The sequence below is a fragment of the Pseudorhizobium marinum genome, from assembly GCF_000705355.1.
GTDB lineage: Bacteria > Pseudomonadota > Alphaproteobacteria > Rhizobiales > Rhizobiaceae > Neorhizobium > Neorhizobium pelagicum.
In genome coordinates, this window is the sequence record NZ_JMQK01000004.1 from 336,210 (window position 1) to 350,139 (window position 13,930).

General features: G+C 62.0%; 14 protein-coding genes. 8 read left to right on the forward strand and 6 right to left on the reverse strand.

Going from position 1 to position 13,930, the window contains the following annotated elements; translation table 11 throughout:
- Positions 1–241: 241 nt before the first annotated feature.
- Entirely contained in the window at positions 242–577 is a 336-nt protein-coding gene (locus EO99_RS0107255; RefSeq protein WP_051679739.1) for a DUF883 family protein, read from the forward strand.
- A gap of 5 nt (positions 578–582) precedes the next feature.
- Complete coding sequence (locus EO99_RS26245; protein ID WP_162179298.1) at positions 583–1,077, forward strand: hypothetical protein; 495 nt, start codon at positions 583–585, stop codon at positions 1,075–1,077.
- Between the two features lie 4 nt (positions 1,078–1,081).
- Here the strand turns inward: EO99_RS26245 and EO99_RS0107265 are convergent, their stop codons facing one another.
- Positions 1,082–1,837: a Crp/Fnr family transcriptional regulator gene (locus tag EO99_RS0107265; protein ID WP_029617981.1), complete on the reverse strand. Its 756-nt coding sequence runs from the start codon at positions 1,835–1,837 to the stop codon at positions 1,082–1,084.
- A gap of 137 nt (positions 1,838–1,974) precedes the next feature.
- Here EO99_RS0107265 and EO99_RS0107270 point away from each other — a divergent pair, with 137 nt between their 5' ends.
- Positions 1,975–2,328, forward strand: coding sequence for a response regulator (locus EO99_RS0107270; RefSeq protein ID WP_268871293.1), 354 nt, complete (start codon positions 1,975–1,977; stop codon positions 2,326–2,328).
- On the opposite strand, the gene EO99_RS0107275 is transcribed toward EO99_RS0107270, so the two are convergent.
- Together EO99_RS0107275 and EO99_RS0107280 are read right to left on the reverse strand one after the other, a co-directional pair.
- Entirely contained in the window at positions 2,325–2,888 is a 564-nt protein-coding gene (locus EO99_RS0107275; protein ID WP_029617983.1) for an RNA polymerase sigma factor, read from the reverse strand. The genes EO99_RS0107270 and EO99_RS0107275 overlap by 4 nt on opposite strands.
- Positions 2,885–3,064 (reverse strand): NepR family anti-sigma factor, encoded by a 180-nt coding sequence (locus tag EO99_RS0107280; RefSeq protein ID WP_029617984.1) that lies wholly within the window; start codon positions 3,062–3,064, stop codon positions 2,885–2,887. Before EO99_RS0107280 ends, EO99_RS0107275 begins: the two co-directional genes overlap by 4 nt.
- A gap of 169 nt (positions 3,065–3,233) precedes the next feature.
- Here EO99_RS0107280 and EO99_RS0107285 point away from each other — a divergent pair, with 169 nt between their 5' ends.
- Together EO99_RS0107285 and EO99_RS0107290 are read left to right on the forward strand one after the other, a co-directional pair.
- Positions 3,234–4,028, forward strand: coding sequence for a response regulator (locus tag EO99_RS0107285; RefSeq protein ID WP_029617985.1), 795 nt, complete (start codon positions 3,234–3,236; stop codon positions 4,026–4,028).
- Between the two features lie 328 nt (positions 4,029–4,356).
- Complete coding sequence (locus EO99_RS0107290; RefSeq protein ID WP_235776780.1) at positions 4,357–5,313, forward strand: HWE histidine kinase domain-containing protein; 957 nt, start codon at positions 4,357–4,359, stop codon at positions 5,311–5,313.
- 284 nt (positions 5,314–5,597) lie between these two features.
- On the opposite strand, the gene EO99_RS0107295 is transcribed toward EO99_RS0107290, so the two are convergent.
- From EO99_RS0107295 to EO99_RS0107305, 3 genes are all read right to left on the reverse strand, one after another.
- Positions 5,598–6,512: an ABC transporter permease gene (locus EO99_RS0107295; RefSeq protein ID WP_029617987.1), complete on the reverse strand. Its 915-nt coding sequence runs from the start codon at positions 6,510–6,512 to the stop codon at positions 5,598–5,600.
- A complete protein-coding gene (locus EO99_RS0107300; protein ID WP_029617988.1) occupies positions 6,505–7,515 on the reverse strand; it encodes an ABC transporter permease in 1,011 nt (336 codons plus the stop codon). The genes EO99_RS0107295 and EO99_RS0107300 overlap by 8 nt, the downstream gene beginning before the upstream one ends.
- Before the next feature lie 153 nt (positions 7,516–7,668).
- Positions 7,669–9,378, reverse strand: coding sequence for a peptide ABC transporter substrate-binding protein (locus EO99_RS0107305; RefSeq protein ID WP_029617989.1), 1,710 nt, complete (start codon positions 9,376–9,378; stop codon positions 7,669–7,671).
- Between the two features lie 324 nt (positions 9,379–9,702).
- Here EO99_RS0107305 and EO99_RS0107310 point away from each other — a divergent pair, with 324 nt between their 5' ends.
- From EO99_RS0107310 to EO99_RS0107320, 3 genes are all read left to right on the forward strand, one after another.
- On the forward strand, positions 9,703–10,866 hold the full coding sequence (locus tag EO99_RS0107310) for a M20 aminoacylase family protein (RefSeq protein ID WP_029617990.1): 1,164 nt from the start codon (positions 9,703–9,705) through the stop codon (positions 10,864–10,866).
- Between the two features lie 30 nt (positions 10,867–10,896).
- On the forward strand, positions 10,897–12,756 hold the full coding sequence (locus EO99_RS0107315) for an ABC transporter ATP-binding protein (RefSeq protein ID WP_029617991.1): 1,860 nt from the start codon (positions 10,897–10,899) through the stop codon (positions 12,754–12,756).
- Positions 12,757–12,855: 99 nt separating this feature from the next.
- On the forward strand, positions 12,856–13,809 hold the full coding sequence (locus EO99_RS0107320) for a sugar-binding transcriptional regulator (RefSeq protein ID WP_029617992.1): 954 nt from the start codon (positions 12,856–12,858) through the stop codon (positions 13,807–13,809).
- The last annotated feature ends 121 nt before the right edge of the window (positions 13,810–13,930 follow it).

Consider the following 13,930-nt stretch of genomic DNA (forward strand, 5'->3'; position numbering starts at 1 on the left):
GAACTGGGGTCGGAGCCTTGGAACAAAATCGCGGCGGAAGTGTTAACTGCTTGCAGCGGGCAGGCTGCGGCCATTGCCATGTCGAAAACGGAGATTGCATCATGCACGATATCCTGCCTCGGCTCGTCGGCACCCTATCCCCGTGATTGCCCTGCTCTCGTGGTTCAACTTCCTTTGACCTAGCTCAAGATTTGCCCAGATCCGATCAATACTCTGATCGCGACCAAAACAGGAGAACGATATGGCACCGGTAAACGCCCCAAACGAACCCGCCCGCGCGGCAGCTTCCTCGACGAAGGACGTCGAGATCCAGATCCAGCAGTTGCGTGAAGACATCGCGGCCCTGGCCCGCAGCGTTGCCGCTGTCGGTTCGGAGAAGGCTGACGACTACCGTCTTCGCGTCCGCAAGGCCACGAACGACGCAACCGACGCGTCCATGCAGATGGTCGAGGCCGCCCGCGAACATGCGCTGTCGATGGAGAAGGATCTGGAGCGCAAGATCCGGACGAACCCGCTGCAGTCGGTTGCCATGGCTGCCGGCGTCGGCTTCCTGATCGCGATGCTGGCTCGTCGCTGATGCTGATGCTGACCAGACTGGCGCCGCTTCTGGCCTCGTTCGCCTCCGTGGACGTGGGGCTGTTCATCAACCGCCTGCGTCGCAACCTGGTGATCTATGCTCTGGTGCTGCTGTTCAGCCTGACGGCCTATTTCGCATTGGTCGCAGCCGGTGCAGTGGTGCTCGCTGAAGAACTCGGCGCGGCCGGTGCTCTGCTTGCGGTTGCCGGCGGTGCACTGTTCCTGGCGCTGGTACTTCTCCTGGCTGCGCGTCTCGGCGCCCGGGCCGAGGAGAAACGGCGGCGGGAAACGGCGGCCAGCAGCGGCAGCAAAGCCTTGCTGGCGACGGCTGCTGTTTCGTTCCTGCCGATCGTTCTGAAGTCGCGCCCGCTTGCAGTCCTGGCGGTCGCTGGTGGGCTCGGCTTTCTCGCCATGCGCAACATGGACGGGATTGTCGCGATGCTTCAGCAGCGCCCCCGCCAGGGTCCGCCTCCGGGTCCTGGCATCGACAATCGACTATAGTTGATCAGATGAACGGCCGTTCGCTTTCCGCGGGCGGCCGCCATCCCGCGACCCGATAAAGCCCTTCCTGATCGATGACCTGGGTGCCCCGGTCACGCCAGCGGATCAATCCGCCGTCGATGAGTTTTCGCAGTGTCTTGTTGGTGTGGACGAGAGACAGCCCCAGCGTATCGGCGACATGTTGTTGGGTGAGCGGCAACTGGTGGTCGCCGGTGTTTCCCTCCATCGCCGCCCGGCTGCGGGTATCCAGAAAAGCCAGAAGATAGGCCGCCCGTTCGCGGGCACTTCGCCGCCCGACGCTCAACAGGTGTTCGTCGAGCATCGATTCCTCGCGCGAGGCGATCCAGGTGATGTCGAATGCCAGTGAGGGGTGGTCGCGGAAGAGGGTGTGGAACTTCTCCCGCTCGAAGGTACAGAGTGTCACGCGCGTCAGCGCCTCGACCGAGTGCTGCATTTCCGCCATCACATTGCCCTGCAGCCCGATCATGTCGCCTGGGAGAACATAGTTCAGGATCTGGCGCCGGCCGTCTTCCAGGATCTTGTACCGGAACCCCCAGCCGCTGAGCACCGTGTAGAGAGACGGATTCTGCTCTCCCTCGACGATGATCGACATCCCGGGCTCCGCGAGCATCTCCGCGATCTTGAAGCGCGATACGAACGCCAGTTCCTCGGAGTTGAAGTCGCGGAAGGTCTGCCGCCGTCGTAGCGGGCAGTGCTGACAGGGTATGCGTGGCGGCGCGATCGGTTTCGGATGGGCCATGAGACTCACAAACTGTGGGGCGCGTGCGTTTAGCGCAATTGCCCTACCGTTACTGTGTCTTTTTTAAATGACCAGTTCTGATGGCCCTGTACTAGAGAGTTTTACGAAAGGAATTTCCGATTTCCACGCGCCTTCAAATTCTCGTCGTTGATCGAGAATATCTCATCGCCATGGAAGCAGAGCGGATTCTCACAGATACCTTGCCCTGCACCGTTCATCTTGCCATGCCGCACGACTATGTCGCAACGATCGAAGCGGGGCACTTCGATGTGGTGGTGGTTGATGCGGGTGTGGTGGAAAACGGCGGGACAGATATCATCAGGCGCCTGCGGCAATCGGAAACAGCCGTGATCTTCACGACGCTGACCAATGATTCCATGGACAGGGTTCCCGAGTTCAAGGGTTTCGCCAGTGTGGCGAAACCGTTTGTCGATGAGGAACTGCTTTCAGCCGTCACGATGGCGGTGAAGCTCCCGGAGCTGGATATCTAGCTTCCGAACGCCCGCGATGTGATGGCGGCATGGCCGGCATCCGGGCCGAAGTCGCCTTCTCCCGAAACTCCGAGAAGCTCCTGAAGGCGCGTGCGCGCGCGGCTGACGCGGCTCTTGATGGTGCCGACTGCGCAGCCGCAGATCGTCGCCGCTTCCTCGTAGGCAAATCCGGCTGCGCCGACGAGGATAATCGCCTCGCGCTGGTCGTCGGGGAGCTTGTCGAGGGCCTTGCGGAAGTCCTGCAGGTCGAGCCGCCCATACTGTTCGGGATGGACCGAGAAGCGCTCGCTGAACAGTCCGTCCGTGTCCTGAACCTCGCGACCGCGTTTGCGCATCTGGCTGTAGAACTCGTTGCGAAGGATCGTGAACAGCCATGCCCGCATGTTGGTGCCGGCCGTGAAGCTTGTCTGATTGGCCCAGGCCTTCATGATGGTGTCCTGCACGAGGTCGTCAGCCTTGTCGTGGCGCCCCGTCAAGGACACTGCGAAGGCTCGAAGATTGGGCAAGGATGCGAGAAGGTCGCGCTTGAAGCCGCGATCGTCGTTCTCGGTCATCGTCATTTTGATTTCACCGAATTGCTGCTGCGTTCGGCTTCATCGAGCTTCTCGAGAAGGTCCATGAAGCGGTCAGGAATCCCTTCTTCTTGCACCGCGTCATAAAATTCGCGGAGCTTTCTGGAAATCGAGGCGTTTGGCGGCATCGATCCGGGTTTGATTTCATGATGTGAGATGGTCATGTCCTGCTTTTTTCTGGTTTCGTCACTCATCACGCGGGCAGCCTGTTGCGAATTCATCACGACAGAATGCGCCGATAGAAAAAAAGTTCCACCTCTTGCGGAACTTTTTTTCCAGCCCCACGTTCCCTACCTGTCAATTTGCCCGCCGGGCATCAGGGGAGAATACTGAATGTCACTGACCACACGCGTTGCGTCTCACCTTCCATACTTGCGTCGATATGCTCGAGCAGTTACCGGATCCCAGACATCTGGAGATGCCTATGTAGCTGCGGTTCTGGAAGCACTGATCGCGGATGTTTCCATATTTCCTGAAACGTCCAAGGACCGTGTCTCGCTCTACAAACTCTTCGTTGCAATCTTTGGTTCCACCGCCATCGAGATCCGTCCGATCGATTCCCCTTTCGCATGGGAACAGCGCGCGGCGGCCAATCTTTCGTCCCTTCCTTCGATGGCGCGCCATGCCTTCCTTCTGATCTCCGTCGAGGGGTTCACAATCGAGGAAACGGCCGAGGTGCTCGACGTCAGCGTCGAGAGGGCCACGCAGTTGCTGGATGAGGCCTCCAAGGAAATTTCCCGCCAGGTGGCGACAGAGATCATGATCATCGAAGACGAACCGCTGATCGCGCTCGACATCGAGCAGATGGTCCAAGAGCTCGGCCACCGGGTAACGGGCATCGCGCGGACCCACAAGGAAGCCGTGCAGCTGTTCCAGACGACCAGCCCCAAGATGGTGCTGGCGGATATCCAGCTTGCCGACGGCAGCTCGGGCATCGATGCCGTCAACGAGATCCTGAAGGCTTCCACAGTGCCGGTGATCTTCATTACCGCATTCCCGGAGCGCCTGCTGACCGGCGAGCGGCCGGAGCCCGCATTCCTCGTCACGAAGCCTTTCAACCCGGACATGGTGAAGGCTCTCATCAGCCAGGCGCTGTTCTTCAACGACTCGGTGAAGGCAGCGGCCTGACACCGGGAAAAGGTGCCAACGGGGGGAGACCACGTTCCGTGGTGATCCCCGCATCCGGAGACGATCATGCTCTTCCCCTGTTGATCCCCCGCCATTATTGATAGTTGCAGGCCGTAATGTGCAGATCTCGCGTGTTTCCTGTTAAATCCCGCTGATTGTATCGAGCTGTCTTTGGCTGGTTGTTGGGCTCGCTGTGACTCTTTATAAGAAGCCCCATAGGCATTAGGAAAAATCGCACGATTGCCGGTTTTTCTTGCTCGAACGGAACGGAGTGAACACATTGGTGCATCCGCTGACATGGCAGCACGCTAGTCAGAGCGATGGCAGGTTGCGTGAGTTCCTTATGCCGGCGCTGGTCGATCTTGGTGCCAGCATCATCATCCAGGATGCGCGACAGCAGTACCTATTGGTTACGAACCTTCCCGACGTCTGGGCTCAAGACAACCTGGAGGCTCCTTCCGACGAGATCATCTTCGGCACCGATGTGGCCGCACGTCTTGCCGCACTGAAGGCCGACATGACGGAGCCCGGGCGCAAGGGGCAGCTCGAGGTTATGGTCGGAGCGGAGCAATTCTTCGAGTTTCGCGTCCAGGCGATCGAGTGCGCAGATGGCGGGGTCCATCTGGTGACGACGATCGTCGATCGTTCGGAGGAGCGGCATCGCGAGCGTCTTTTGCGTGCCCTGCTTCGCGAGGTCAGCCATCGGTCAAAGAACCTGCTGGCGATCATCCAGAGCATTGCCCTCCAGACGGCTCGTCATTCCGGCTCGCTCGATCTTTTCCTGCACAAATTCCGGGGGCGGCTCTATTCGCTGTCGCAGTCCCAGGATCTGATCACCGATTCCAGCTGGCGCGGCGCCTATTTCTTCGAACTCGTCCAGCAGCAGACCCAGAAATATCTGCCGGAGAACAGGGAGCTCGTGAAGGTGAGCGGCGACAACCTGCTGCTCAGCCCCAATGCCTCCCTGCACCTCGGGCTTGCCCTGCACGAACTGATCGTGAATGCGGTCAGCCATGGCTCGCTGCTGCGCAATGGCCTGCCGGTCGAGGTCTCCTGCGTCCGCAAGCATACGGACGGGCAGGACACGGTCGAGATGGTGTGGCATGAGCCGCTACAGAGGGCGCTGAGGCCCGTCGATGATGCGGACGAGCTGAAGGCTCATTTCGGGAGCACGGTTCTGGAACGCGTGGTGCCGGCTTCCGTCAACGGCAAGGCGCAATATGTGATCGCCCACGACCGCATCGCCTACCATCTGGCGTTTCCGCTGGATGCCGGCGGGCAATAGCTTAGAGACGTCTCCCCCGCAGTCTGACAGATCCCCAAAACTGAATTGGCCCGGTTTCTTGCGAAACCGGGCCAGCTCATCTCTTCGAGGGGGACTGAAGAGTAATGCCTGGAAGCTTAGTAGGGCGGGGGACGGGGGGTGCTTCCAGACGTGGATATAACGAGGTCATCGTTTTTTCGTTCCAAGAAAAAATCCGAAAGCAAGAAAATTGCGATGCTGTCGCCAGACGGCGGCGAAGGAGCGCAAATTTGGGGCGCCGTCGTCGGACGGCGCCCGTGCAGGTTCTAGCGCTTCAGGGTGCGGGGATCGAGCGCGTCGCGGATCGCGTCACCCATATAGTTGACGCTGAGCACGGTGAGCGAGATCGCCAGGCCCGGCCACAGGACGCGTGACGGGGTCAGCTGCAGGAAGTTGGCGCCGTCGAAGAGAAGGCGCCCCCAGGTGGGAAAGTCCGACGGGAATCCGAGGCCGAGAAAGCTCAGGGCCGACTCGGTGATGATTGCCGAGGCGATGCCGAGAGTGGCGGAGACCATGATCGAACTCATCACGTTCGGCAGGATGTGCCGGATGATGATCCGGTATTCCCGCATGCCGCTGCTTTTGGCAGCCACGATGAACTCCTGGCTCTTCACCGCCAGCACGTCGCCGCGCACGATGCGCGCCGTGTGCATCCAGCTGGTGATGCCGATGACGAAGACGATCAGGATGAAGATCCCCGTCTCCGGACCGAAGGCGGCCCGCAGGGTGTCGCGAAACAGCATGATGATCACCAGCAGCAGCGGCAGAAGCGGCAACGCCAGAAAGAGGTCGGTGACCCGCATCAGCGGCCCGTCGAGCCTGCGGATATAGCCGGAGAGGACTCCCACCAACGTTCCCAGGAAGAGCGCCAGCAGCATGGCCGTGATGCCGACCGCCAGCGAAATCCTGCCACCGGCAAGAACCTGCGCCAGCATGTCCTTGCCGAGGTTGTCGGTGCCGAACGGGTGCGCCAGCGACGGCCACTGGTTCTTGTCGCGGATGTTGATGGCGTTCGGCGCCACCGTGTGGATGAAGGGGCCGACATAGACGGCCACGACGATGAAGGTGAAGACGACCAGGCCGACGACACCGCCCTTGTGGGCGCGGAACTGGCGCCACATGTCGCCCATGGCGGATCGGGCGGGTGAGGCTGGCGCGGCATTGATGGTGACATCAGTCATAGCGGATCCTCGGGTCGAGAATGCCATAGAGCACATCGGCAATCAGGTTGAAGAGGACGATCAGCACGGCAAAGATGAACGTCAGGGTCTGCACCAGCGGGATGTCGGCGCCCTGGACCGCGACGATCAGCAGCTGGCCGAGGCCGTTCACCCGGAAGATCTGCTCGGTGATGATCGCGCCGGAGAAGATCGTCGGAACGCCGAGCGCAATCACCGTCACCACCGGGATCAGGCTGTTGCGCAGGACGTGCACGAGAAGCACGGCCTTTTCCTTCACGCCCTTGGCGCGGGCGGTGCGGACATAATCCTGATGGAGGTTGTCCAGCATGGAGGCGCGCACGAAACGGGTGATCTGCGAGGCGTTGTAGAGCGCCAGCACCGCCACGGGCATCGCCATCTGGCGGATCTGCGCCATCAGGCTGGAGAAGTCGTTGACCACGAGATTGGTGTCATAGACCGACGGGAACCATTGCAGGTAGGACGAGAAGATGACGATCAGCAGGACGCCGGTGAAGAAGGTCGGGACGGAGTAGCCGACCATCGAGACGAAGGTGCCGATCTGGTCGAAGATGGAATACTGCTTGTAGGCCGAGATCACGCCGATCGGGACCGCCAGCAGGATGCCGAACAGGTAGGCGAGGCCGACGACCCAGAGCGTTTGCGGCATGCGCTGGACGATCAGGTCGACCACCGGGCTGCGGGTGGCCCAGGAGAGGATTCGCATCCGCTCGCCGTCCCCGAACTGCCAGCCGGTCAGGCTTTCCAGGATGTTGAGCGGCTCGTTGATGAAGAACTGCTGCAGCCATTTCAGGTAGCGGATGAGGAAGGGCTGATCCAGGCCGAGCGAAGCCCGGATCTGTTCGCGCACTTCCGGCGGAATGGTGAGGGGCAGGTCGCCGGTCGGGTCGCTCGGAGCGAGATCGAGCAAGGCGAAGATGACGAAGCTTATGACCAGCAGGGTCGGGATTGCAAAAAACAATCGCCGCAGTGTGTATGTGAACATCGAAGCTCCCCAGACTGCAGCGCCGCGCCCGCGGGACGGGTGTTCGCCAGTTCTGCAGGTTTCTGAAACTGCGACCATCGCCGGCAGGACCGGCGATGTGCCAGCGCGGAGAAAGAGTTCCCGGGCCCGCGTGTGGCAGGCCCGGGACACTCGTTACTTGGCGCGATACCAGTCGGCGATGTTCCAGACCTGGGAGTCCCAGGAGTTCATGCGAACGCCCTGGAGGGAGTTGGCGAAGGAGGACTGGTCGCCACGGTGCACGAGTGCGATGTGTGCACCTTCCTCGGTCAGCATGTCGTTGAGCTGCTTGGAAAGTTCGGCACGCTTCTCGAGGTCGGCGGTTCTGGAGAGTTCGCCGACCAGCGCGTCGTATTCAGGGTTGCAGTAGCGCGGGATGTTCTGGCCCTGCCAGCCGTTTGCGGGGCTCGGCATCTTGTCGCACAGCCATTCGGCCAGGTATTTCTCCGGGTCGGTTCCGTCGAAGTTGTTGGTGTACATCTCGACGTCTGCATAGAACTTCTGGAAGGTGTCGGGGCTTGCCGGATCACCGCCGAAGAAGACCGACGCACTGGCGTTGCGCAGTTCGGCATCGACGCCGATCTCCGCCCACATGGCCTTGACCAGTTCCTGGGTCGCCTGGCGCACCGAGTTGGTGGACGTGGCATAGAGGTAGGAGAGGCGGACACCGTCCTTTTCGCGGATGCCGTCGCTGCCCCGTTCCCAGCCGGCTTCGTCGAGCAGCTTGTTGGCGGCTTCGATGTCCTGCGTCAGGCACCAGCTGTCGTTCTTGGTGGAGGCGACTGTTTCCGGCGCAGGAACGATATTGCAGGTCGGCCTGCCGGACTGGCCGTAGCCGGCCTCGACGATGATGTCGCGGTCGATGGCCAGCGACAGGGCACGGCGGACGGCCGGATCGCTCAGCGACGGATGCGGACCGGCTTCGGCCGTCGAGCGCTTGTCACCCAGTGCCGGATCGGCGTTGAAGTGGTTGAGGTTGATGCGCTCGACCTGGGTGCCGAAGGAGATCTCCAGCCTGCCCTTGCCGGCGGCCATCATCGCTGCCAGCACTTCCGGCTCGACCTGGGCGTTCCAGGCGTAGTCGTATTCGCCGGTTTCGAGAACGGCGCGGGCCGCGGATGCCGCATCGCCGCCGCCCTTGAGCGTGGCCGAGGCGAAGGCCGGCTTGGCCGGATCGCGATAGTTCGGGTTGGCTTCGAAGGTGATCACGTCGTTGGGCTTGAAGTCCTTGACGACAAACGGGCCGGTGCCGATCGGGCCGAAGTTGGCCGAGGTGCAACCCGGAGCGGCTGCGCCGAGGCAATCCTTGAACTGGGCGGCCTGGATGACCGGCGACTGGGCGCCGACGAAAGCGCTGTAGGGGTAAGGCTTCGCTTCACTGAAGGTGATCTTCACCGTCAGCGGGTCGACGGCCTCGACGTTGGTGATGCCCTCGTATTGTGCCGCCTGGGCGCAACCGCCGTTGGGGTCGGTGCAATACTTCCAGGTGAAGACGACGTCTTCGGCGGTGAAGTCGGTGCCGTCCGACCATTTGAGATCGGGCTTCAGCTTCCAGGTCAGGCTCAGCATGTCCTCTGAAAAGCCACCGTTTTCGAGGGTTGGAAGCTCGGTCACCAGCCATGGCACGAGTTCACCCGTTTCATCGTAGCGCGCCAGCGGTTCGATGACCATCGACGAGGCAAAAACCTCCTTGGTACCACCCGAGAGGTAGGGATTCATGGTCGATACGGCCTGCCAGAACAGGATCTTCAGGTCGCCGTCAGTGCCCCGCTCGGCGTATGCCATGGAGCTCGAAAGCGCCATGCAGGCTACTGTTCCTGCAAGCAGGATCTTGAACTTCTTCATGCTGCTGTCCCCTTATATTTCTTGTTTAGGGTTGTGTATGCCCGCCGCCAGTTTCTCTTCGGGCGGCGCCAAGGATCTACGAACTGAATTTTAGTAATTCATTGTTTTCGCAGAGTATTTCTTCCCTGTCCTCCTTGAGATGAAGCTGATGGTTACACAGTTAGCCCGGCACTCCCAGTTGTGCCTGACCAAATTTTAGGCCATCTAAGCATAGGCCTATTTTTCGTTCAAGCGGGAAAATTGAAGCTTGCAAAATGTCTCCGCGGCGGCGCAGTATCGGCTCAACCAGAGTGGGAACGACAACAAGAACAACGAGGTTATCGCATGCCAGTGCTCAATCGTGCCGCCGAAATGCAGGAGGAAGTTGCCGGATGGAGACGTCATCTCCACGAGCATCCGGAAATTCTGTACGATGTGCATGAAACCGCGAAATTCGTCGCGGACAAGCTGACGTCCTTCGGCTGCGACATCGTCGAAACCGGCATCGGCCGCACCGGCGTCGTGGCGATCATCAAGGGCCGGCAAGGGGATGGCCCGACGGTCGGCTTCCGCGCCGACATGGATGCCCTGCCGATCTTGGAGACCAGCGGCAAGGAGTGGGCCTCGAAGACCCCCGGCAAGGCCCATTCCTGCGGCCATGACGGTCATACGGCCATGCTGCTCGGCGCCGCGCAGTATCTTGCCGAGACCCGCAACTTCAAGGGGTCCGTCGCGGTGATCTTCCAGCCGGCGGAAGAAGGGGGCGCGGGGGCGCTTGCCATGATCGAGGACGGCTTCATCGAGAAGCATTCGATCAGTCAGGTCTACGGCATGCACAATTCGCCTGGACTGCCGCTCGGAGAATTCGCCATCCGCAAGGGATCGGTGATGGCGGCGGCCGATACCTTCGAGATCATCGTCAACGGCCGGGGCAGCCATGCCGCGCAGCCGCATCTCTCCGTCGATCCCGTGCTGACCGCGGGCCATATCGTGGTCGCGCTGCAGTCCATCGTGTCGCGTCAGACCGATCCGCTGAAATCGCTGGTGGTGACCGTCGCGTCGATCCACGGCGGCGACGCCAACAATGTCATCCCGGACACGGTCAAGATGGGGGGCACGGTGCGCACGCTGCTGCCGGAAACCCGCGATTTCGCCGAGAAGCGGCTGAAGGAAGTGGTGCAGGCAACCGCGCTGGCGCACGGAGCGACCGCGGAGGTCAACTATCGCCGCGGCTATCCGGTGACCTTCAACCACGATTCGGAAACCGACTTCGCCGCCGCGGTGGCCGGAAAGGTGGCCGGGCCGAAGGCGGTGGACATGACGATGGCGCCGCACATGGGGGCCGAGGACTTCTCCTACATGCTGGAGCGCCGGCCGGGCGCCTTCATCTTCATCGGCAACGGCGATACCGCGAGCCTCCACAACCCCGCCTATGACTTCAACGACGAAGCCCTGCCTTACGGCATCAGCTACTGGGTTACGCTGGCCGAAACGGCGCTTGCCGCCTGAGCGTCTCAATCCTTGAAGAGGGAGAATGCCATGTCGCTTTCTGAAACGGCAATGGAAGGGGCGGGCGCAACGGTGGCATCCGCCGTCGAACCGGTGCTGTCGGTCCGCGATCTCACCACATCCTTCCGGGTGGAGGACGAGTGGCGGTCGGTGGTGCGCAAGATCTCCTTCGACGTCGCGCCGCGGGAGACGGTCGCCATCGTCGGCGAATCGGGGTCGGGCAAGAGCGTCACCTCGCTGTCGATCATGCGCCTGCTGCCGAAGGGGTCGAGCCGGATCGAGGGCAGCGTCAAGCTGATGGGCCGCGAACTGCTTACCCTGCCGGACGAGCAGATGCGGCAGGTGCGCGGCAACGAGATCTCGATGATCTTCCAGGAGCCGATGACCTCGCTCAACCCGATCTTCCCGATCGGCAAGCAGATCGCCGAAGCGCTGACCGTCCACCAGGACATCAGCAAGGCGGAGGCCCGGGCGGAGGTGGTGCGGCTTCTGGAAAAGGTTCGCATCCCGAACGCCAAGAGCCGCTTCGACGAGTATCCGCACCAGTTCTCCGGCGGCATGCGCCAGCGCGTGATGATTGCCATGGCGCTCGCATCGAAGCCGAAGCTTCTGATCGCAGACGAGCCGACCACGGCGCTCGACGTGACGATCCAGGGGCAGATCCTCGATCTCATCAAGACACTGCAGGACGAGGAGGGCATGTCCGTCCTCTTCATCACCCACGACATGGGCGTGGTTGCCGAAGTCGCCGACCGGACGATCGTGATGTATCGCGGGGAGGGCGTCGAAAGCGGCCCGACCGAGGAGATCTTCCATCGTGGCCGGCATCCCTATACCCGAGCCCTGCTGTCGGCAGTGCCGAGGCTCGGATCGATGGGCGACCGCAAGCTGCCGTTGCGGTTCCCGAGCATCGACATCGGCACCGGCGAGCAGTTCGAGCTGCAGGACGTCACGGATACGGTCGCCAAGGGCAAAACGCCGATCCTCGACGTCCGCGATCTGACCACCCGCTTCGACATCCACACGGGCCTTCTCGGCCGCAAGAGCGGCGCCGTCCATGCGGTGGAGAAGGTTTCGTTCCAGGTGTTCGAAGGCGAGACGCTGGCGCTGGTCGGCGAATCGGGCTGCGGAAAATCGACCACCGGCCGTTCGGTCACGCGGCTGATCAACCCGACGAGCGGCAATGTCACGATCGACGGCTATAACGTCATGCAGCTCGACAAGACGAGCCTGCGGGCCATGCGGCGCTCGATCCAGATGGTCTTCCAGGACCCCTTCGCCAGCCTCAATCCGCGCATGAGCATCGGTTCGGCCGTGATGGAGCCCTATCTGGAGCACAAGCTCGGGACGAAGAACCAGGCGCGCGAGAAGGCCGCCGATCTTCTGGTGAAGGTCGGGCTTTCGCCCGACATGATGCGGCGGTTCCCGCACGAGTTCTCCGGCGGCCAGCGGCAGCGCATCGCGATTGCCCGGGCCCTGATGCTCGATCCGAAGGTCATCGTCGCCGACGAGGCGGTTTCGGCGCTCGACGTGTCGATCAAGGCGCAGGTCTGCAACCTGCTCCTCGATCTGCAGCAGAGCCTGAAGCTCGCCTATCTCTTCATCAGCCATGACATGGCCGTCGTCGAGCGGGTCAGTCACCGTGTTGCGGTGATGTATCTCGGAGAGATCGTCGAGATCGGCCCGCGCGCCGCCGTCTTCGAAAACCCGCAGCATCCCTATACGAAGAAGCTGATGGCGGCGGTGCCGATCCCCGACCCATCGCGGCGCGGGATCAAGCGCAACATGGTGATCGAGGAGATCAAGAGCCCGATCCGCCCTGTCGACTACATCCCGCCCGTGCGCGAGTACCGGGAAGTGTCGTCAGGCCACCTCGTGCAGGTGGCCTGACCGGGAGGCGTCGCCGCGCCCGGGCTGTCATGCCCGCCGCCGATCGTTTGACAGGTGGCGGCGAAGCATGGCAGCAACGACGCCGGAGGAAATGCACTCATGGCGAAACGGTCCGATTCACACGGGCGGCTTGACGATGCGGCGCGCGCCGGCTGGCTCTATTATGTCGCCGGGCGAACGCAGGACGAGATCGCTGCGGCCATGGGCATCTCGCGCCAGTCGGCGCAGCGCCTCGTGTCGCTTGCGGTGGCCGAGCGGCTGATCAAGGTCCGGCTCGACCATCCGATTGCCGCGTGCCTGGAGCTCGGGGAAGGGCTTCGCGCAAAATACGGGTTGCGCCAGGTGGAGGTCGTGCCGAGCGATCCGGCGGCCGGGTCCACCACCGTCGGGCTTGCCGAAGCCGGGGCTGCGGAAATCGAGCGATGGTTGAAGCGCTCCGATCCGATCGTGCTTGCGGTGGGCACCGGCCGGACGCTGAAGGCGGCTGTCGACCAGCTGTCGCCGATGGAGTGTCCGCAACACCGGATCGTCTCGCTCACCGGCAACATCGGCCCGGACGGCTCGGCCGCCTATTACAACGTGATCTTCTCGATGGCCGACGCCATCAAGTCGCGGCATTTCCCGATGCCGCTGCCGGTGCTGTGCTCCTCCGCCGAGGAACGTGACACGCTGCACGACCAGGCGCTGGTGCGCTCGACCCTGGCGCTCGGTGCCCAGGCGGACGTCACCTTCGTCGGGATCGGCGAGCTCGGGCCGGAGGGGCCGCTCTGCATCGACGGTTTCCTGGCCAAGGACGAGATGATGACGCTCGTGGAAGGCGGTGCTGCCGGGGAGATCTGCGGCTGGATGTTCGACCATGACGGGAAGCTCCTGTCCGGTTCCATCAACGACCGCGTCGCCAGCGTTCCCATTCCCTCCAGCGACGCATCCTGCGTCATCGGGCTTGCTCAGGGACGGCGAAAGCTGAGGGCGATCGCCGCTGCATTGAAGGGGCGGTTGATCAACGGTCTGATCACCGACGAAGCGACAGCTGAGCAATTGCTCCGCGGCTGAGCATAAATTTCACCAGTATTCACAACGGCTTGACGGATTTCGCTGCAGCGCAGCGATGATTTTCCGTTGACTTGCCCTAGGTGAAGGTGAGTAATTGCCCATGAGCAAAGCGAATGCTCGT

Bases quoted from the DNA above. Each gene is read 5' to 3' on its own strand.
- EO99_RS0107305 (WP_029617989.1), bottom strand. From the start codon at position 9,378: ATGAAGAAGTTCAAGATCCTGCTTGCAGGAACAGTAGCCTGCATGGCG.
- EO99_RS0107300 (WP_029617988.1), bottom strand. From the start codon at position 7,515: ATGTTCACATACACACTGCGGCGATTGTTTTTTGCAATCCCGACCCTG.
- EO99_RS0107265 (WP_029617981.1), bottom strand. From the start codon at position 1,837: ATGGCCCATCCGAAACCGATCGCGCCGCCACGCATACCCTGTCAGCAC.
- EO99_RS0107280 (WP_029617984.1), bottom strand. From the start codon at position 3,064: ATGACCATCTCACATCATGAAATCAAACCCGGATCGATGCCGCCAAAC.
- EO99_RS0107255 (WP_051679739.1), top strand. From the start codon at position 242: ATGGCACCGGTAAACGCCCCAAACGAACCCGCCCGCGCGGCAGCTTCC.
- EO99_RS0107315 (WP_029617991.1), top strand. From the start codon at position 10,897: ATGTCGCTTTCTGAAACGGCAATGGAAGGGGCGGGCGCAACGGTGGCA.
- EO99_RS0107275 (WP_029617983.1), bottom strand. From the start codon at position 2,888: ATGACGATGACCGAGAACGACGATCGCGGCTTCAAGCGCGACCTTCTC.
- EO99_RS0107295 (WP_029617987.1), bottom strand. From the start codon at position 6,512: ATGACTGATGTCACCATCAATGCCGCGCCAGCCTCACCCGCCCGATCC.
- EO99_RS0107310 (WP_029617990.1), top strand. From the start codon at position 9,703: ATGCCAGTGCTCAATCGTGCCGCCGAAATGCAGGAGGAAGTTGCCGGA.
- EO99_RS0107320 (WP_029617992.1), top strand. From the start codon at position 12,856: ATGGCGAAACGGTCCGATTCACACGGGCGGCTTGACGATGCGGCGCGC.
- EO99_RS0107285 (WP_029617985.1), top strand. From the start codon at position 3,234: ATGTCACTGACCACACGCGTTGCGTCTCACCTTCCATACTTGCGTCGA.
- EO99_RS26245 (WP_162179298.1), top strand. From the start codon at position 583: ATGCTGACCAGACTGGCGCCGCTTCTGGCCTCGTTCGCCTCCGTGGAC.